Origin of the sequence: Sphingomonas sp., from assembly GCF_035910975.1 — a bacterium.
Lineage (GTDB): Bacteria > Pseudomonadota > Alphaproteobacteria > Sphingomonadales > Sphingomonadaceae > Sphingomonas.
In genome coordinates this window covers 927,341-946,433 of sequence record NZ_JAMHWM010000029.1, presented here as the reverse complement: position 1 = coordinate 946,433, position 19,093 = coordinate 927,341, and the positions used below count along the sequence as shown (strand labels likewise).

Genomic DNA, 19,093 nt, shown 5'->3' with positions numbered 1-19,093 from the left:
AAGATATCGGAGGTTCGGTGCTCTTCTATGTGATCCTGCTCGCGATGGTGGCGGCCTTTCTGGCGCTGCGTCTCTATTCGGTGCTCGGCAAGCGCACCGGGCACGAGCCCTTGCCGCGTGCGGCGGACGATCGCCCGCTGGCGCAGGCCGCGCCGCGCACGATCGACCTGACGGCGGAAGTGCGCGAAAACGCCCCCCGCGCGATCGAGACTGGGGCCGAGGCCGGGCTGCGGTCGATCGTCTCCGCCGATTCGAGCTTCGACGTCAGCCAGTTCATCGAGGGCGCCAAGGGCGCGTATCGCATGGTGCTGGAGGCGTTCTGGAAGGGTGACCGCGAAACGCTCGCCTGGCTGACCGAGGACCGTGTCCGCGAGGAGTTCGAAGGCGCCATCGCCGCCCGCGAAGAGGCGGGCGAAGTGCTGGAGAATCGTCTGGTCTCGATCGAGCGCGCCGCGATCACCGAGGCGTCGCTGGCCGGCAAGGTGGCGCGCATCACCATGCGCTTCGATGCCGACATCGCCGCCGTCACCCGCGACAAGGACGGCAATGTCGTCGCCGGATCGATGACCGACGCGGTCGAGACGCATGACGTCTGGACCTTCGCGCGCGACCTGAAGAGCGACGATCCGAACTGGAAGCTCGCCGACACCGACGAGGCGTGACAGGCCCGGTGGCCGCGGTCGAGCGGCCGCGAATCCTGCATCTGGCCGCGGGCGATCCCGTGGCGATCGTCCTGCGTGACGTGGCAGCCGGAGAGCCGGTGGCGCAGGGCGTCATCGCGCGCGAAGCCATTCCGGCGCTGCACAAGGTGGCGTTGCGGCCGATCGCGACGGGCGAGACCATCGCCAAATACGGCCAGCCGATCGGCCTTGCCACCTGCGACATAGCTGTCGGCGAACATGTCCATGTCCACAATCTCGCGGTCGCCGACCTTGCCCGCGAGTATCGTTTTGGCGGGGCCGCGCGCGAGACGCGGTTCGTGCCGGAAGCCGAACGCGCGACGTTCCGGGGTTTCGTGCGCGAGGACGGGCGGGTCGGCACGCGCAACTATGTCGGCATCATCGCCTCGGTGAACTGCTCGGCGACTGTCGTCCATGCGATCGCGGCGCATTTCGCGCGCACGGGGCTGGCGGCGTTTCCCAACGTCGATGGCGTCGCGGCCTTCACCTATTCGGGCGGCTGCTCGATCGCGCGCGGAGGCGAGGCGTACCGGGTGATCGAACGCACGCTGGCGGGCTATGCCGTCAGCCCCAATCTGGGCGCCGTGCTGTTGGTCGGGCTCGGCTGCGAGGCGATGCAGATCGCCCTCTTGAAGGAGGATTTCGACCTCGCCGAAAGCCCGCGGTTCCGCAGCTTCGCGATCCAGGACGAAGGCGGCACGCGCCGCGCGATCGCCGAAGGGATCGCGGCGGTGGAGGCGATGCTGCCGGTCGCCGATGCCGCGCGGCGCACGACGGTGCCGGCCAGTGCGCTGACGGTCGGGCTGCAATGCGGCGGATCGGACGCGCTGTCGGGCATCACCGCCAATCCGGCGCTGGGCGTCGCGATCGACATGCTGGTCGCGCAGGGCGGCACCGCGATCCTCAGCGAGACGACAGAACTGTACGGCGCCGAGCATTTGCTGGTCGATCGCGCCCCCGATCCGGGGGTGGGGCAGGCTCTGCTCGACCGGATCGCGTGGTGGAAGGATTATACCGCGCGCAACGGCGAGACGATCGATTCGAACCCGTCGCCGGGCAACAAGGCAGGCGGAATCACCACCATTCTCGAAAAGTCGCTTGGCGCGCAGGCCAAGGGCGGATCGACGAACCTGAACGCGGTCTACGAATATGCCGAGCCGGTCACGGCGCGCGGCCTGGTCGTCATGGACAGCCCCGGCTACGACCCGGTCTCCGCGACCGGGCAGGTGGCGTCGGGCGCGAACCTGATCGCCTTCACCACCGGCCGCGGATCGGCGTTCGGCGCCAAGCCGGTGCCCAGCATGAAGCTGGCGACCAACACGGCGCTGTTCGAGCGGATGCGCGACGACATGGATATCAATTGCGGCGACATCGTCGATGGCGCGATGTCGATCGATCGGAAGGGCGCCGAAATCTTCGCCGAGTTCCTGGCGGTCGCGTCAGGCAAGCGCACCGCGAGCGAGGAACTGGGCTACGGCGACCATGAATTCGTGCCGTGGAACGTCGGAGCGACGACCTGAACCTCACCGTCGTTCGAAGGCTTCCAGGATCGGGCAGGGACCGGAAACCGCAGAAGCGCAGTCGCGCGCGAGACGGTCGAGCGCGTCGCGGGCGGCCGACAGTTCGGCGATCTGTGCGTCGAGCGTGGCGATCCTTTCCCGCGCCATCGCCCGCACGGTCGCCCGGTCTTCGGACGCATTGAGCGCGAGCAGCGTTCCGATCTCCGCGAGCGTGAAGCCGGCGGCCTGTGCCTGGCGGATGAAGCGCAGTCGCGCGACGTCGTCCGTTCCATAGCGCCGCACGCCATCGCGCGGCGGCACCGCCATCAGGCCGCGACGTTGATAGAAACGCACCGTCTCGACGCCGACGCCGGCGCTCTCCGCAAGGCGCGAGATGGTGAGGGCTTGACTCCGTACCATGGTCCGGAAGGTAGGAAGCGCGGCATGATCGACAAGACCGCCACACTTCATCGCATGGTGATGCCCGACCATGTCTGTCCCTACGGGTTGAAGGCGCGGCACCTGCTGCGCGCGAAGGGCTATGCCGTCGATGACCGCTGGCTGACGACGCGCGCGGAAACCGACGCCTTCAAGGCTGAGCACGACGTCGGGACCACGCCGCAGGTGTTCATCGGCGGCAGGCGGATCGGCGGCTATGACGATCTGCGCCGTTTCTTCGGACTCCGGGTGCGCCAGCCGGGAGGAACCAGCTATCGCCCCGTCATGGCGCTGTTCGCGATGACGGCGCTGATGGCGCTCGCCGCGAGCCATGCTGCCCATGGTACGCCGTTCACCACGCGCGCGGCGGAATGGTTCGTCGCGTTCAGCATGTGCGTGCTGGCGTTGCTCAAGCTGCAGGATGTCGATCGTTTCGCGACGATGTTCCTCAACTATGATCTGCTGGCGCGGCGCTGGGTGCCGTACGGCCGCATCTATCCCTTCGCGGAAGGGCTGGCGGGCGTCCTGATGGTCGCGGGGGCGCTCAACTGGCTGTCGATCCCGATCGCGCTGTTCATCGGCACGGTGGGGGCGGTGTCGGTGTTCAAGGCGGTCTATGTCGACCGCCGCGAACTCAAATGCGCGTGTGTCGGCGGATCGAGCAACGTCCCCCTCGGCTTCGTCTCGCTGACCGAGAATCTGATGATGATCGCGATGGCGATGTGGATGCTGATCGCGCATTAGCCGAGGCAAAGCTTTTGTTTGCGGTAAAGCGGCCGACGGGGCCTAGATAGGCGCGGCCATGTCCCGTCTGACCCATCTCGACGCGCTCGAAGCCGAATCGATCCATATCCTGCGCGAAGTGGCGGCCGAAGCCGAACGCCCGGTGATGCTCTATTCGATCGGCAAGGATTCGGCGGTGATGCTGCATCTGGCGCGCAAGGCGTTCTTCCCCTCGCCGCCGCCGTTCCCGCTGCTGCATGTCGACACCACGTGGAAATTCCGCGCGATGTACGAACTGCGCGATCGCGCGGCGGCAGCAGCGGGGATGGACCTGCTGGTCCACCGCAACCCCGAGGCCGAGGCGCGCGGCATCAATCCGTTTGACCACGGCGGTCTGCACACCGATTTGTGGAAGACGGAAGGGCTGAAACAGGCGCTCGACCTCCACGGCTTTGACGCGGCGTTCGGGGGCGCGCGGCGCGACGAGGAGAAGAGCCGGGCGAAGGAGCGTGTCTTCTCGTTCCGCACCGCGCAGCATCGCTGGGATCCCAAGGCGCAGCGGCCCGAACTGTGGCGGCTGTACAATGCCCGCAAGGCGTCAAGGAAGGACGGGGGGGGCGAGAGCATCCGCGTCTTCCCGATCAGCAACTGGACCGAGCTCGACATCTGGCAGTACATCCTGCGCGAGGGGATCGAGATCGTGCCGCTGTATTTCGCGGCGCCGCGCCCGACGGTGGAGCGCGACGGCCTGATCCTGATGATCGATGACGAGCGTTTCCGGCTGGCGCCCGGCGAGGTGCCGGTGGAGCGATCGATCCGCTTCCGCACGCTCGGCTGCTATCCGCTGACCGGCGCGGTCGAGAGCGCGGCGACGACGCTGGGCGAGGTGATCCAGGAAATGCTGCTGACCACGACGTCCGAACGGCAGGGGCGGGCGATCGACCACGACCAGACGGCCAGCATGGAGAAGAAGAAGGCGGAGGGATATTTCTGATGCGCCACGTCATGCGTAGCGTGACGAAGCGTCAACCCCGGCGCAGGCCGGGGGCGTGCGCCGCGCGCCTGCCCCTTCGATTGCAAAAGGCCCCGGCGTTCGCCGGGGCGACGGATTTGGATATATGACCGCCTACCGCCCCGACGCGCTGATCGCGTCCGACATCGACGCCTACCTCGCGCGGCATCAGGACAAGTCGCTGCTGCGCTTCCTCACCTGCGGGTCGGTGGATGACGGCAAGTCCACGCTGATCGGCCGCCTGCTGTACGACAGCCGCACGATCTTCGACGACCAGCTCGCCGCGCTGGAAGCGGATTCGAAGCGGGTGGGGACGCAAGGCGCGAACATCGATTTCGCGCTGCTGGTGGACGGGCTGGCGGCGGAGCGCGAGCAGGGTATCACGATCGACGTCGCCTACCGCTTCTTCTCCACCGACCGGCGCAAGTTCATCGTCGCCGACACGCCGGGCCACGAGCAGTACACCCGCAACATGGTGACCGGCGCATCGACCGCCGACCTGGCCGTCATCCTGATCGATGCGCGCAAGGGCGTGCTGACCCAGACGCGGCGACACGGCTATCTCGTCAACCTGCTGGGCATCCGCCACGTCGTGCTGGCGATGAACAAGATGGACCTCATCGGCTGGGATCGCACCGCATATGACGCGATCGTCGCCGATTTCGCCGCCTTCGCCGCGACGATCGGCATGGCGCCGCCGCGCGCCTTCCCGATCTCCGGCCTGGGCGGCGACAATATCGCCGCGCGGTCCGACGCGACGCCGTGGTACGACGGCCCGACCCTGCTGGAGCATCTGGAGACCGTCGAGGTGGACCGCGAACGCGCGGCGGCACAGCCGTTCGCGATGCCGGTGCAGTGGGTCAATCGCCCCAACCTGGATTTCCGCGGTTTCGCCGGGACGGTCACCGGCGGCATCGTGCGGCCGGGCGACGCGGTGCGGATCGTGCCGTCGGGAACGACCAGCCGGGTCGCGCGGATCGTGACGCTGGACGGCGACCTGGACGAAGCCGTCGCCGGCCAGTCGGTGACGCTGACGCTGGCCGACGAGGTCGATTGCTCGCGCGGCAGCGTGATCGCCGCCGCCGACAGCCCGCCAGAGGTGGCCGACCAGTTCGAGGCGACGATCGTCTGGATGGACGAGGCGCCGTTGCTGCCCGGCCGCGCCTATTGGCTGAAGACCGCCGCCTCGACCGTCAGCGCCACCGTGCGCCCGCCCGAACATGCGGTCGACGTCAACACGCTCGCGCATCTGTCGGTCAAGACGCTGGGCCTGAACGATATCGGCGTCGCGCACGTCCACCTCGATCGCGGGATCCCGTTCGCTCCCTATGCCGAGAACCGCGATTTGGGCGGGTTCATCCTGATCGACAAGCTGACCAATGCGACGGTCGCCGCAGGCATGATCGCCCGGCCGCTGCGCCGCGCCCAGAACGTCCACTGGCAGGCGATCGAGATCACCCGCGAGGCGCACGCCACGCAAAAGGGGCAGAAGGCCAGGCTGCTGTGGTTCACCGGCCTGTCCGGGTCGGGCAAGTCGACCATCGCCAATCTGGTCGAGAAGAAGCTGCACGCGTTCGGCCGGCACAGTTTCCTGCTGGACGGCGACAACATCCGCCACGGGCTGAACCGCGACCTGGGGTTCAGCGACGCCGATCGCATCGAGAACATCCGCCGCGTCGGCGAGGTGGCGAAGCTGATGACCGATGCCGGGCTGATCGTGCTGACCGCCTTCATCTCGCCGTTCCGCGCCGAGCGCGACATGGTCCGCGCGCTGCTGCCCGAGGGCGAGTTCCTGGAAATCTTCATCGATACGCCGCTGAGTGTGGCGGAGGCACGCGACGTCAAGGGCCTCTATGCCAAGGCGCGCGCCGGCGAGATCGCGCATTTCACCGGTATCTCCAGCCCCTATGAGGCGCCCGAGGCGCCCGACGTGCGTATCGACACGACGCGGATTTCGCCCGAGGATGCCGCCGAACTGATCGTCGATCGCGTGGTCGGCATGTGGAGCCCGGTGATTTGAGCGCAACCGCTATTGGCGACGCCGAACTGGCCCGATCGATCGCGGAAGAGGCCGGCGCGCTGCTCCACCGGTTGCAGCATGCGGGCGGTTCGGGCGCGGAACTGGGCGCCGAAGGCGATCGTGCGGCCAACGCGCTGATCCTCGAGAGGCTGCGGGCGGCGCGGCCCGGTGAGTTCATCCTGTCGGAGGAAAGCGAGGACGATCCCGCCCGCTGCGCCGCGCGGCGCTGCTGGATCATCGACCCGCTCGACGGCACGTCCGAGTACGCTGCCATGCGCGCAGACTGGGCGGTGCATGTCGGACTGAGCATCGACGGGCATCCGGCGGCGGGCGCGGTCGCGCTGCCCGCGAGGGGGAGGGTGTTGTCGAGCGAGGGCTGCGCTGCCGCCCCGCCCGCGCGCGTGCCGCCGCGCATCGTCGTCAGCCGCAGCAGGCCGCCCGTCGAGGCGGTGGCCGTGGCCGAAGCGCTGGGCGGCGCGCTGGTGCCGATGGGATCGGCGGGCGCCAAGGCGATGGCGGTGGTGACGGGGGAGGCGGACATCTACCTCCATTCCGGCGGGCAATATGTGTGGGACAATTGCGCGCCCGCCGCCGTCGCGCTGGCGGCGGGCCTCCACGTTTCGCGGCTCGACGGCAGCCCGCTCGTCTACAACCGCGCCGACACCTGGTTGCCCGACCTGCTGATCTGCGCGCCGCCGGTTGCGAAAACGGTTCTGGCGGTGCTGGCGGCGCGCTGACCGCTCAGCCGATCCGCATCGCGCGGACGGCTTTCGCGCCCTTCACCGACACCATGTAGCTGCCCATCGCGCCGCGTTTGATGATGAGGATCGCACCGGGCTTGGGCAGGATCGCGGAAGCCCATGCGTCCGTCGTGGTCCAGCGCGCGCCGTCGTCGAGCGTGAAGGTGACCTTGCTATAGCCGACCGGGGTGACGCGCGCGATCGGCGCCTCGATCCGGTCCACTTCCTGCCCGTCGTCGGGGCCGTCGCGGCCGAACAGGCCGATCCGCGGCAACTGGAAGCCGAACAGCGAGCGGCGCGTCTTCTTCACCTCCTCGCGATCGACGACGACGACCTCCTTGCGCTTGCTGGCATCGACCAGCCTGCGCGCCGCGACGTCGGTGCACGCGAGGCGACCCGCGTCTTCCCGGATCGTCAGGCAGCGTTCCAGTTCGGCGATGAGCGGAGAACCCGGTGTGTCGTCCTTGGCGAAGGCCTGTGGCGAAAATGCCGCAGCAAGCAGCGCGACGACGGTCGAAAATATCCGCATCCAAGCCTCCAGTTCGATACTTCACTATCGATTATTGAAACTCAACCATATGATTTCATTGGGCGTAAGCTGCATTGTTGCGGCTTTGCAACAGCTTCCGCGAATCCATCGACATGACAGATTTCTGACATTGCGCCTGAACGCATTCAAGTGGACGATATAGGTAGGCTGGACTGGCATGTCCGGCACCAACCACCGCCTAAGATGCGGATTTGGGGGATTTGACACATGAAGCCATTCATTCGCCGGCGTCTGCTGACGTCGACGCTGCTGATCTCGGCGATGGCCGCGGCGGCGCCCGCCTTTGCGCAGGTCGCAGAGCCCGCGCCGGAAGCCCAGGCCGGCGGCCAGGACGTCGTCGTCACCGGCTCGCGCATCGCGCGTCCCGATCTGGAAGTCGCCAGCCCGGTCAACGTGATCGGCACCGAGGAAATCTCGCTGCGCCAGCCCAACTCGGCTGAAGACCTGCTGCGCGACCTGCCGTCGGTTCGCCCGAACCTGGGCCCGGCGGTGAACAACGGTTCCGACGGTTCGGCCAGCGTCGATCTGCGCGGCATCGGTTCGAACCGCACCCTCGTCATCATGGACGGCCGCCGCATCGTGCCGTTCGGCCTTGACGGCGTGGTCGACCTGAACGTCATCCCGACCGGCCTGGTCGAGCGCGTCGACGTCGTGACGGGCGGCGCATCGTCGGTGTACGGCGCGGACGCCGTCGCGGGCGTCGTGAACTTCATCACCCGCCGCAATTTCTCGGGCGTCGACATCTCGGGCAACTACCGCGTGTCGGAAAAGGGTGACGCGGTCCAGTATCGCACCGACGTGCTGGTCGGCGCCAACACCGAGGACGGCCGCGGCAACGTGGTGCTGAGCCTGGGCTACGGCAACCGCCGCCCGCTGTTCACCACTGACCGCGACATCGCGCTGGTGCCGATCTCGTCGGTCAACGGCCTGTACAACGGATCGACCGGCGCGGTGCCGTCGATCTTCCAGTCCGGCCTTGCGTCGACGACCAACCCGAACGGCCTGCCGACCACCGGCCTCGGCGCGGTGATCGATCCGGCAACGGGTTCGTTCCGCGCGGCGACCCAGAACGACCTGTTCAACACCAACCTCGGCACCTATTTCCTGACCCCGCTCGAGCGGTTCAACGTCTATGCCGGCGGTCGCTACGAGATCACCGAGGGCCTGGAATTCTACAGCTCGGCGATGTTCACCCGCAACAAGGCCGAGCTCGCGCTCGCCGCGTCGGGCACGTTCGGCAACGCTTTCCAGCTGCCGCTGAACAACCCGTTCCTGCCGGCGGCCGCGCGTGCGCAGCTTTGCGCCGCGAACAACATCTCGGTTGCCGACTGTAACGCGGCGGCTGCGGTCAACACGGGCCTGGCGCGGACCATCAGTGTCATCCCGTCGCGTCGTCTCAGCGAGTACGGCCCGCGCGGAAATCCAATTGAATCGACGATGTTCCAGGTGCAGGCCGGCTTCCGCGGCAACATCACCGATGGCCTGCGCTATGACATCTCGGCTCAATACGGCGAGACCAATCAGAATCAGGCACGCGTGAACTGGGGTTCCGCCAGCAAGGTTCAGCAGGCCCTGTCGGCCTATCGCAACGCCGCCGGCCAGATCGTGTGCTCGAACACGGCCAACGGCTGCGTTCCGCTGAATCTGTTCGGCGCCGAGGGTTCGATCACGCCGGCGATGATCGGCTTCATCGATCTCGACGCGCAGATTCGCCGCCTCGTGTCGCAGTCGGTCGTCACCGGTGCGATCAGCGGCGACCTGTTCGGGCTCGCCAGCCCGTTCGCGACCGCTCCGATCGGCTTCTCGATCGGTGCCGAGCATCGCCGCATTTCGGCAACGGCGACGCCGGACGCCTCGTCGCAGATCCAGGGCGAGGTGCTGGGCACCGGCGCGCGCACGCCGCCCGATTTCGGCCGTTACACGGTCAAGGAAATCTTCGGCGAAATCCTGGTCCCGCTGATCGAAGACAGCTTCATCTACAAGGCGACGCTGGAAGCCGGCATCCGGTATTCGGATTATTCGACGACCGGCACCAGCACGACCTGGAAGGCCGGCGGCTCGATCGAGCCGGTGCAGGGCTTCAAGTTCCGCGGCATGTACCAGAAGGCGGTGCGCTCGCCGAACATCCAGGAACTGTTCCAGTCGCCGGTGCAGGGTCTGTCGAACCTGACGGTCGATCAGTGCGCGGGCGCGACGCCAACCGCTCCGCGTGCTTTGTGCGAAGCGACCGGCGCGCCTCCGGGCACCTACGGCGGCATCTCGCAGCCGTCGTCCGGCCAGATCAACGTCACGACTTCGGGTAACCCGAACCTCGACGTCGAGCGCGCGACCACCTACACCGTCGGCGTCGTCGTCGCGCCGCGCTTCATCCCGCGGTTCTCGGTGACGCTTGATTACTACAACATCAAGATCAAGGACTTCATCAGCGCCCCGTCGCAGAACGACATCCTCAACGGGTGCTACACGGTCGGCCTGAATCCGTCGCAGACGCCGAATGCGTTCTGCGCACTGATCCGTCGCAACCCGCTCACGGGTTCGCTCAACGGTGCGGGTGAAACGCCGGGTGTCGTCCTGTCCAGCTCGAACCTGGGTCGCCTGTCGACGGCGGGTATCGATCTGGGCGTGAACTACACGATCCCCGTCGGTTCCAACGCGATCAAGCTTGGGTTCAACGGCACGTGGCTGGACTATTATCGCTTCCAGGCGACGCCGAACTCGCAGAACCGTGACTGCACCGGCGCCTATTCGACCAGCTGCACGAACGCGCGTCCGGAATGGAAGTGGAATGCGCGGGTCGGTTACGACATGGGCCCGATCAGCGCTTCGCTGCTGTGGAACTACATCAGCGGCGTCGAGCTGGAGCGTCCGCGCGTCAGCGTGCTCCCGGCCGAGGTGAATATTCCGGAGCCGAGCAACACGACCGCCGCGTACAACTCGATCCTGCCGGCCTTCCGTCAGGTGTCGGCGTACAGCTATTTCGATCTCGCGCTGAAGTTTGACGCCAGCGACAATTTCGAGATGGGTGTGCTGATCGAGAACCTGTTCAACAAGAAGGCTCCGCTGCTGGGCGCCGGTGTCGCGGGCACCGCGTTCAACAACGGCAACACCATGCCGACGACCTACGACGTCATCGGTCGCGCCTACACGATCAGCGCTCGCATGAAGTTCTGATCGGCGATCTGATCGTCAGACTGACAGGGGGGCGGGCCGAAAGGTCCGCCCCCTTTTCTTTTGACCGCGCCCCGGCCATCGTCGCGACCATGCAGCCCGGCGATCCCGAACAGGCCATCGACGCCGCGATCGGCCTGCGCGACGCGGGGCGGGGGGATGAGGCCGTCACGCTGTTGCGCGCGGCGCTCGACCGGCATCCGCGCAACCCGCGCCTCTGGCAGACACTGGGCACCGTTCACCGCGCGCTCGAGCAGTCGACCGACGCGATTGATGCTTTCGCCGAAGTCGCCCGGCTGGCCCCGGCCGATTTCCGCGCCCGCTACGGCGTCGCGCAGGCCAGCCTGGAGGCTGGCCGCCCGGCCACCGCGCTGTTCGAGGCGCTGCATCGGTCCGCGCCCGGTGATGGATCGGTGCTGCTCGGCCGCGCGGCGGCGCAACTGGCCGAAGGGCGGCTGGACGATGCGATCGGCGGGCTCGACGCGATCGTCGCCGCCAATTCCCTGTGGTTCGACGGTCAGGCGACGCTCGCGCGGTTGCGCTGGATGGCGGGCGATGTCGAGGGGTTCGACTCCGGCTATCGCCGCGCGCTCGCCGCCCAGCCGGGGCAATCCGGGCTGTGGATCGCGCTGATCGACGTGCTGACCCATGTCGAGCGGTTCGCCGCCGCGCGCGAGGCGGTGATCGCGGCGCGCGAGGCAACCGGGGACAGCCAGGTCCTGCGCGCCTATGCGGCGCAGATCGCATCCGAACTGGGTGACCTTGCCGAGGCCGATACGGGCTTCGCCGCGCTGGCCGACTGGCAGGACAACGGCATCGTCGAGCAGCATGCCCGCCACCTGCTGCGCGCCGGACGACCCGAGGCGGCGGCAGCGCGGGTCGAGCCGTTGCTGGGCGATCCGCAGGCGGGGCGCTTGTGGCCCTATGCCTCGCTCGCGTGGCGGCTGACCGGCGACCGCCGCGCGGCCTGGCTCGAAGGCGATCCGGCGCTGATCGGAGAGTATGACCTGGGCCTGTCCATGGGCGAACTGGCGGCGCTGGCCGACCGGCTGCGCTGCCTGCATGTCGCCAGGCGCGATCCGCTGGGCCAGTCGGTGCGCGGCGGCACCCAGACCGACGGCCCGCTGTTCGCGCATGAGGCGCGGGAGATCCGGCAGCTGCGGGCGGCGATCGTCGAGGCGATCGAGCGGCACATCGCCGCGCTCGGCCCGGCCGACCCGGCGCATCCGACGCTGCGGCATGTCGGCAAGCGGTTCCGTTTCGCCGGCTCGTGGTCGGTCCGGCTGACGGGGGCTGGGCACCACAGCACGCATATCCACCCGCAGGGCTGGCTGAGCTCGGCCTGCTACATCGCGCTGCCCGATCAGGCGGAGATGGGCGCGGAGCCGGCGGGCTGGCTGCAACTCGGCGCGCCGCCCGCGTCGCTCGGCCTCGACCTGCCGCCCTATCGCCGGGTGCGGCCGACGCCGGGCCACCTCGTCCTGTTTCCCTCGACGATGTGGCACGGGACGGAGCCGATCGCCGGTGGCGAGCGGTTGACGGTCGCGTTCGACGTTGCCGCGACAGCATGAGGCCGGTGCAGGTCTTTACGCGCCGTTAACTCTGCCGGGTTACCCCATCGCAACTTGGCAATGGGGGAAATCCGGCCGTGCGCATCCTGATTATCGACGACGAACCGGCGATGCACGACAGCTATGCGCAGAGCCTGCGCCCGCGCGACACGTCGGCGAGCGAGGGGCTGTCCGCGATGGCGAGCGAGTTGTTCGACGATGCCGCTCCGGCCGCGCCGTCGTGCGATCCGGGGCCGCAGTTCCAGTTGACGCACAAGATGCAGGGCCTCGACGGGGTCAACGCGGTCGAACAGGCGCTGGCGCTGGGCGAACCCTATTCCGTCGCCTTCATCGACGTGCGCATGCCGCCGGGTATCGACGGCAAGGAGACGGCACGGCGCATCCGCGCGCTCGATCCCGACATCAACATCGTCATCGTCACCGGCTATTCGGATTTCTCGCCGCTCGACATCAGCCGCGCGGCCGGCCCCGCCGACAAGATCTTCTACATCGCAAAGCCGTTCGAGGTGGCCGAGGTGGTCCAGACCGCGACCGCGCTGTGCCAGCGCTGGGAGTCGGACCGCGAACTGGCGGCCGCGCGCGAGACGCTGGCCGGACAGGTGCGGCTGCTCGAGGAACAGAAGCTGGAGCTTGCCGCGAACGAAAGCCGCGCGGTGCACATGGCGAACCATGATTCGTTGACCGACGCGCCCAACCGGCTCGCGTTCCTGCGCGCGTTGCAGGGGCGCGTGCGCGGTTCCGAGCGGTTCGCGATGGCGATGCTCGATCTCGACCGCTTCAAGCTGGTCAACGACAGTTTCGGCCACGTCGCCGGCGACGAGCTGATCCGCGTGGTCTGCGCGCGGCTCAATGAATCGGCGCCCGATGGCGCGATGATCGCGCGGCTGGGCGGCGACGAGTTCGCCGCGCTGTTCGCCGCGACCGGCGAAGACGATGCGACGATGCGCTGCGAGCGCCTGCTGAAGGCGTGTTCGGCGACGTTCAGCGTGTTCGGCCATTCGGTGCAGGGCGGGGCTTCGGTCGGGGTGGTCGTGGTAGATCCGGGCAGCACCAGCGATCCGATCGACGTGATGCGCCGCGCCGATCTGGCGCTCAACGAGGCGAAGCGTGACGGTCGCGGGCTGGTGCGCGTGTTCGACGAGGGGATGGACGAATCGATCCGTTTCCGCCGTCAGATCGAAAGCGGTCTGTCCAAGGCGATCGCGGGCGGGGAACTCAAGCTGGTCTATCAGCCGATCGTCGCGCAGAACGGCTTCGAGATCACCGGTTTCGAGGCGCTGCTGCGCTGGGCGAGCCCGGAATATGGCATGATATCGCCGGCGATGTTCATTCCGATCGCCGAGGAATCGAACCTGATCCACGAACTGGGCGACTGGGTGCTGGAAACCGCGCTGGAAGCGGTGAAGCACTGGCCGGACCAATATGTGTCGGTCAATTTCTCGCCCCGCCAGTTCCGCCGCCAGAACTTCGTCGGGCAGGTGATCGAGCGCGTCCAGCGTTCGGGCGTCAGCCCGTCGCGCGTGCAGATCGAGATCACTGAGACGGCGATCTTCGACGACGCCGATCGTGCCGCCGACACGCTGTTCCGCCTGCGCCAGATGGGATTCCGCATCGCGCTCGACGATTTCGGCACGGGCTATTCGTCGCTCTACAACATCCGCCGCTTCGCGCTGGATTGCCTGAAGATCGACCGCAGCTTCATCGACGGCATGGGCCGCGAGCGCCAGAGCGCCGCGATCGTCCAGTCGATCATCCACCTCGGCCGCGCGTTGGGGATGGAAGTGGTCGCGGAAGGGGTCGAGACCGAGGCACAGGTCCAGGCGCTGCGCCTGGCCGGGTGCAGCCACCTGCAGGGCTATTTCCTGGCGCGGCCGATGGCGGAGGAGGACGCGCGCCTGTTCGCGGACCGGCGCACGCTCCATGACGAAGCGGAAGATGCCGGGGCCTGTGTGGACGACGCGATTCCCGCGACCGGGACCGGCGGCTGATGCCCTATCGCGCGGCGCGGGCCCTGGGCCGCGTCGGCCTGTCGCGCATCCCCAAATCGCTCGGCGCCCAGCTGGTGCTGATCCTGACCGGCGTCGGGCTGGTCGGATCGCTCGCCATCACGCTGCTGCTTGCCGTGATCATCACGCCCAGCTTCAACAAGCTGGAGGACGTCGCGGTCGAGGCCAATGTCGAGCGGACCCAGGCCGCGCTCACCGAGTTCGCCGGCAAGGTCGAAACGGCGGTGCGCGATTACGGCGACTGGAGCTCGAGCTACGACTATATGGCGCGGCCGACGCGCGCGTTCGAGGAGGAGAGCTTCTCGACGCTGGCGATGGCGAACCTCGACGTCAGCGGTATGGCCTATGTCGCGCCCGATGGCCGCATCGTCATCGCGCGGTGGATCGATTCGGCGACTGGTACGGACCGGCCCGACATGCGCGCGCGACTTGTCGACGCGGTGCCGGCGATGGGGCTCGATCGCCTGTCGGGAAAGGCGACCTCGCGCAGTTTCTACCTGAGGCTCGGCGACACGCTGGCCGCCGTCGGCGTCGCGCAGGTGCGGCGCAGCGATGGCAGCGGCACGCCGCGCGGCTATGTTCTGATGGCGCGGACGCTCGGCTCGGCGCAGATCGCCCGGCTGCTCCAGTTGCCCGCCGAGGTCGATCTCTCCGGCGCGGCACAGGGGGGCACCGTCGATCGCGCACGCGATCGGCTGATGATCGGGGTCCCGATCACCGGGCCGGACGGTGCACCCGTCGCCGCGACCCGGTTCGAGGTAAAGCGCGACCTGTCGCTGCTCGGCCGCCAGATGCTGTTGTTCGCGGTCGCCGGCGTGGTGGTGCTGCTGGCCGTCGTTCTGCTGGTGCTGCGGCGGATGATCGGGCGGCTGGTGCTGAAACCCCTCCACCGCGTGGAGCGGCACATGGGGGTGGTGCGGGCGTCGGGTACGCTCGGCCTGCTGGGCGACGATCGCCGCGCCGACGAGATCGGCAGCCTGGTGACCAGCTTCAATTCGATGCTCAGCCAGCTCAAGGATCTGCGCGAGCAGGTCGAGGTCCAGTCCTTCAAGCTGGGCCAGAACGAGAGTGCCGTGGCGGTGATGCACAATGTCCGCAACGCGCTGGCGCCGATCGCGACGATCCTGTCGCAGGGCGTCGCGGCGCCAGGCGCTGACCGCGACCTGATCGACCGTGCGATCGCCGAGCTTGCCGGGGGCGATATTCCGCCCGCGCGTCGGCAGAAGCTGGCGGCGTTCGTCGCCGCCGCGGCCCACGCCGACCGTGCCGACCGCGACGAGCGGCGCAAGGGGCTGGAGACCGGGCGCGAGGCGTTGCGTAACGTGCTGGAAATCATCGGCCAGCAGCAGGAGCAGGCGCATGAGAAGCCACCGCTCGCGCTGGTCGACCTGTCGGATATCGTCGCCCAGAACGCCGCCATCGCGCGCTATTCGGGCGAGACGTCGATCGCCTTCATGTTCCCGTCGAAACCGCATTGGGCGATGGCCAACCGCGTGATCCTGAGCCAGGTGATCGGCAACCTTCTCGCCAACGCCGGGGAGGCGATCGCGGCGCGGAACGGGGAGGGCGGATCGATCAGCGTTTCCGTCGTCGAACATGGCGACACGGTGGAGCTGGCGATCCTCGACAATGGCGAGGGATTTGATCCGGGGCTTGAACCCAAGCTGTTCCAGCGCGGGTTTTCGACGCGCGCGCACAAGTCCGGCGGGCTGGGCCTGCACTGGTGCGCCAATTCGATGCTGGCGATGGGCGGGACGTTGCGGCTCGAGAGTGCGGGGCGTGGCACCGGCGCGCGGGCGGTGCTGACGCTCGCCGCGCCGGAGATCGTGCCTAGCGCCGGGATCGCTGCCTGAGCCCGCCCTCGTCAACCGCGTCGCGCCGGCGCAGATAGGGCGCGACCAGGTTGCGCGCACGGTAGAATTGCTGGCGATCGGGGTCGATCGTCGCGAAATTGCCGATCACGCGGCGGCAATCGTCCGACCGGCACTGACAGATCATGTGCCAGTTCGATTCGGCGAGCGTCGTCGAATAGTCCCACGTCACCTCCTCGCCGGGCGCGATGTCGCGAATCGCGACGAGGTAGACGCCGTCGTCGGCGAAGCGCAGGCCGGCGTTGGGATCGCAACTGTGGTTGACGAGATCGTCGAGCCGCCCGGACGGCCCCATATAGTGGTCGGGCGTGACCTGGACGTAGCGATCCGACGACCCGCGCATCAGGCTGGGCACGCGATCGCTCCGGAAGCGCCGGCCGGTGAATTCGAGCAGCGGCTGGCCTTCCAGAAAGGGGCGGGCGGCGAATACGGCCTTTCCGAGATGCGTTTCGCCAACCGAGAACATGTTGGCGGTCCTCGTGTAGGAATCGAGGATGTAGAAGCCGCCACGCCGCCTGCCGAACGACCGAAGCGGGTTGATCGTCGCCAGGCCGATGATGAACCACACGCTGGCATGGCAGAGCAGCTCGACGAGGAGATAGGCATAGCCTGTCGCCCCGTCGGCGCCGGCGCGCACCGCGACGATCAGCGTGGCGAGGTCGCCGAAGGTCCACAGGCCCCAGGCAGGCGAGCGTTCGCGCGTGCGATCGGCCAGCACGCTGCGCCACGTCGGCACGAAGCTGATCGGTACCGCCGCGACGACGAGCAGATGCGCCCACAGCGCCTCGCTGAACGCCAGCCACAGGACCAGGCTGGCGAGGCAGGCGGCGATGCACAGCATCTCGTTCGGCGTCGGCATCGCCCACGCGGCGCGGCGCCAGATGCCGAGCGTGACCGCGACGCACAGCACCGCGGAGACCAGGAAGACCATGCCGTGCAGCGCACCGGGATTGACCGCGAGATAGGTCAGCCCCTCGATCGCGGTCGATGCGCTCCAGATCAGCCAGGACGCGCGATTGGGCTCGACCAGATTGCGGCGCAATCCGGCGAGATACACCGCATAGCCAGCGAAATTGCAGGCAACGGCGACCCAAAACCACGGTTCGATGTCGGCCAAGCGCGCTGTTCCCCCTTGGCGCCCGTTTACCATCGCCGGAAACCATCGTCCAACGCGGATATGAGAACATAAATAAAACAAATATAGAATAACTATAGATCATCCCATTTTCAGGCTTATTTTCCCAGCTTGAGGCGAGGATTCCCATTGCGAGCGTCAACCGCATTTGTTACCGCATGTGCAGAGGGGCGAATTCCCATGCGACGATCGCGTGACCTGCGGCGGCGACGGCTGCTTGCGGGAATGGGAAGGCGTTTGTCCCTCGAGCGGGGCGATCGTGGCGAACAGCGGACTATATCAGGGCAACGCGCTGCAGGGGGTCGATGCGAAGGGTCGCGTCGCCATCCCGGCGCGTTTCCGTGACGTCATCCAGCGCAACGCCGAAGGCCCCGACGCCAGCACCCTGATCGTCACCCGGCACCCGGACCTACCCTGTCTGCGGGCCTATGACGCGAGCTGGAGCCACCTGCGCCACGAGCGCATCGACGACCGCGAGGTCGATGCCGAGGACGGCAAGCCCTATGAGCGGCAGAAGGAGCGCGATTTCGGCGCGGTCGATACCCCGACCTTCGACAGCGCCGGCCGCTTTTTCCTCCACGGCCTGCTGAAGCGCCGCGCGAAGATCGCCGACCTGGCCTTCTTCATCGGCGCCGGACGCACCTTCAACATCTGGTCGCCCGAGCTGCTGCTGTCGAGCGATGCCGATGCCGAAGCGCGCGAGTGGTGCGAGTATCTGATGGAAACGCGGGGGGCGAAGGCATGACCGCGCCCGCGCCGCACATTCCCGTACTGCTCGACGAGGTGATCGCCGGGCTCGCCATCGCTCCCGGCGAGACCCATGTCGACGCGACGTTCGGCGCGGGCGGCTATACCCGCGCGATGCTGGCGGCCGGCGCGCGGGTGATCGCGTTCGACCGCGATCCCGACGCGATCCGCGACGGGCAGGCTGTGGTCGCCGGTTCGAACGGTGCGCTGGCTCTGGTCGAGGCGCCTTTTTCGGCGATGGCGGGCGAGCTTGCCGCGCGAGACGCCGCGCCCTTGGACGGCGTGGTGATGGATATCGGCGTGTCGTCGATGCAGCTCGACCGGGCGGAGCGCGGCTTCTCGTTCCAGGCCGACGGGCCGCTCGACATGCGGATGAGCCAATCGGGCGAGAGCGCGGCGGATTTCGTCAACACCGCGGACGAGAGCGCGATCGCCGACGTGCTGTACCTGTACGGCGATGAGCCGCGATCGCGTCGCGTCGCCCGCGCGATCGTCGCCGCGCGGCCGATCACGCGGACGGGCGAGCTGGCGGCGGTGGTGCGCAAGGCGCTGGGCCACAAGCCGCACGACAAGAAGGACCCGGCGACGCGGACCTTCCAGGCGATCCGCATCCATCTGAACCGCGAGCTGGACGAACTCGCCGACGGGCTTCGCGCGGCGGAGGCGGTGTTGCGCCCCGGCGGGCGGCTGGCGGTGGTCACGTTCCACAGCCTGGAGGATCGCATCGTCAAGCGTTTCCTGCGCGAACGCAGCGGCGGCACCCCGGCCGGTTCGCGGCATCGCCCGGCGGCGGCGGCCGCCAACGACCCGACCTTCGAGACGCCGGCCAAGGCCGTGCGCCCTTCCGAACAAGAGATCGCGCGTAACCCGCGCGCGCGATCGGCGACCCTGCGGGTAGCGCGGCGGACCGGTGCCGCGGCGTGGCGTGAGTAA

The 19,093-nt window shown here is 68.0% G+C and carries 15 protein-coding genes; 12 read left to right on the top strand and 3 right to left on the bottom strand.

Translation table 11 applies throughout. From position 1 onward, the window contains the following. Positions 1-44 precede the first annotated feature (44 nt). Positions 45-662, top strand: a complete 618-nt coding sequence (locus tag VYI76_RS10980) for a Tim44/TimA family putative adaptor protein (protein WP_443018946.1) — start codon at positions 45-47, stop codon at positions 660-662. Continuing rightward, entirely contained in the window at positions 659-2,200 is a 1,542-nt protein-coding gene (locus tag VYI76_RS10975; protein WP_326524785.1) for a UxaA family hydrolase, read from the top strand. The genes VYI76_RS10980 and VYI76_RS10975 overlap by 4 nt, the downstream gene beginning before the upstream one ends. Before the next feature lie 3 nt (positions 2,201-2,203). Here the strand turns inward: VYI76_RS10975 and VYI76_RS10970 are convergent, their stop codons facing one another. Then, positions 2,204-2,599 (bottom strand): MerR family DNA-binding protein, encoded by a 396-nt coding sequence (locus tag VYI76_RS10970; RefSeq protein ID WP_326524784.1) that lies wholly within the window; start codon positions 2,597-2,599, stop codon positions 2,204-2,206. 24 nt (positions 2,600-2,623) lie between these two features. Here VYI76_RS10970 and VYI76_RS10965 point away from each other — a divergent pair, with 24 nt between their 5' ends. The 4 genes from VYI76_RS10965 (at position 2,624) to VYI76_RS10950 (ending at position 7,109) form a co-directional block, all read left to right on the top strand. Further along, positions 2,624-3,361: a glutaredoxin gene (locus VYI76_RS10965; RefSeq protein ID WP_326524783.1), complete on the top strand. Its 738-nt coding sequence runs from the start codon at positions 2,624-2,626 to the stop codon at positions 3,359-3,361. 58 nt (positions 3,362-3,419) lie between these two features. Next, positions 3,420-4,334, top strand: a complete 915-nt coding sequence (cysD, locus tag VYI76_RS10960) for a sulfate adenylyltransferase subunit CysD (RefSeq protein WP_326524782.1) — start codon at positions 3,420-3,422, stop codon at positions 4,332-4,334. Between the two features lie 124 nt (positions 4,335-4,458). Beyond that, a complete protein-coding gene (cysN, locus tag VYI76_RS10955; protein ID WP_326524781.1) occupies positions 4,459-6,372 on the top strand; it encodes a sulfate adenylyltransferase subunit CysN in 1,914 nt (637 codons plus the stop codon). After that, on the top strand, positions 6,369-7,109 hold the full coding sequence (locus tag VYI76_RS10950; protein WP_326524780.1) for a 3'(2'),5'-bisphosphate nucleotidase CysQ: 741 nt from the start codon (positions 6,369-6,371) through the stop codon (positions 7,107-7,109). The genes cysN and VYI76_RS10950 overlap by 4 nt, the downstream gene beginning before the upstream one ends. A gap of 4 nt (positions 7,110-7,113) precedes the next feature. Here the strand turns inward: VYI76_RS10950 and VYI76_RS10945 are convergent, their stop codons facing one another. After that, positions 7,114-7,641, bottom strand: coding sequence for a hypothetical protein (locus tag VYI76_RS10945; protein ID WP_326524779.1), 528 nt, complete (start codon positions 7,639-7,641; stop codon positions 7,114-7,116). Between the two features lie 228 nt (positions 7,642-7,869). Between VYI76_RS10945 and VYI76_RS10940 the strand changes: the two genes are divergently transcribed. The 4 genes from VYI76_RS10940 (at position 7,870) to VYI76_RS10925 (ending at position 16,260) form a co-directional block, all read left to right on the top strand. Further along, positions 7,870-10,833 (top strand): TonB-dependent receptor plug domain-containing protein, encoded by a 2,964-nt coding sequence (locus VYI76_RS10940; RefSeq protein WP_326524778.1) that lies wholly within the window; start codon positions 7,870-7,872, stop codon positions 10,831-10,833. Positions 10,834-10,922: 89 nt separating this feature from the next. Further along, positions 10,923-12,401 carry a 2OG-Fe(II) oxygenase family protein gene (locus tag VYI76_RS10935; protein ID WP_326524777.1) on the top strand — a complete coding sequence of 493 codons (1,479 nt, stop codon included), beginning with the start codon at positions 10,923-10,925 and terminating at the stop codon, positions 12,399-12,401. A 77-nt stretch (positions 12,402-12,478) separates the two neighbouring features. After that, on the top strand, positions 12,479-14,389 hold the full coding sequence (locus VYI76_RS10930) for an EAL domain-containing protein (RefSeq protein ID WP_326524776.1): 1,911 nt from the start codon (positions 12,479-12,481) through the stop codon (positions 14,387-14,389). Continuing rightward, entirely contained in the window at positions 14,389-16,260 is a 1,872-nt protein-coding gene (locus VYI76_RS10925; RefSeq protein WP_326524775.1) for a sensor histidine kinase, read from the top strand. Before VYI76_RS10930 ends, VYI76_RS10925 begins: the two co-directional genes overlap by 1 nt. Here the strand turns inward: VYI76_RS10925 and VYI76_RS10920 are convergent. After that, the gene (locus tag VYI76_RS10920) at positions 16,238-17,395 is read right to left on the bottom strand and encodes an SET domain-containing protein-lysine N-methyltransferase (RefSeq protein WP_326524774.1); all 1,158 of its coding nucleotides are present in this window, start codon (positions 17,393-17,395) and stop codon (positions 16,238-16,240) included. The two genes, VYI76_RS10925 and VYI76_RS10920, sit on opposite strands and share 23 nt — an antisense overlap. 277 nt (positions 17,396-17,672) lie before the next feature. Here VYI76_RS10920 and VYI76_RS10915 point away from each other — a divergent pair, with 277 nt between their 5' ends. Together VYI76_RS10915 and rsmH are read left to right on the top strand one after the other, a co-directional pair. Then, a complete protein-coding gene (locus VYI76_RS10915; protein ID WP_326524773.1) occupies positions 17,673-18,158 on the top strand; it encodes a division/cell wall cluster transcriptional repressor MraZ in 486 nt (161 codons plus the stop codon). Further along, positions 18,155-19,093: a 16S rRNA (cytosine(1402)-N(4))-methyltransferase RsmH gene (gene rsmH, locus VYI76_RS10910; protein ID WP_326524772.1), complete on the top strand. Its 939-nt coding sequence runs from the start codon at positions 18,155-18,157 to the stop codon at positions 19,091-19,093. The genes VYI76_RS10915 and rsmH overlap by 4 nt, the downstream gene beginning before the upstream one ends.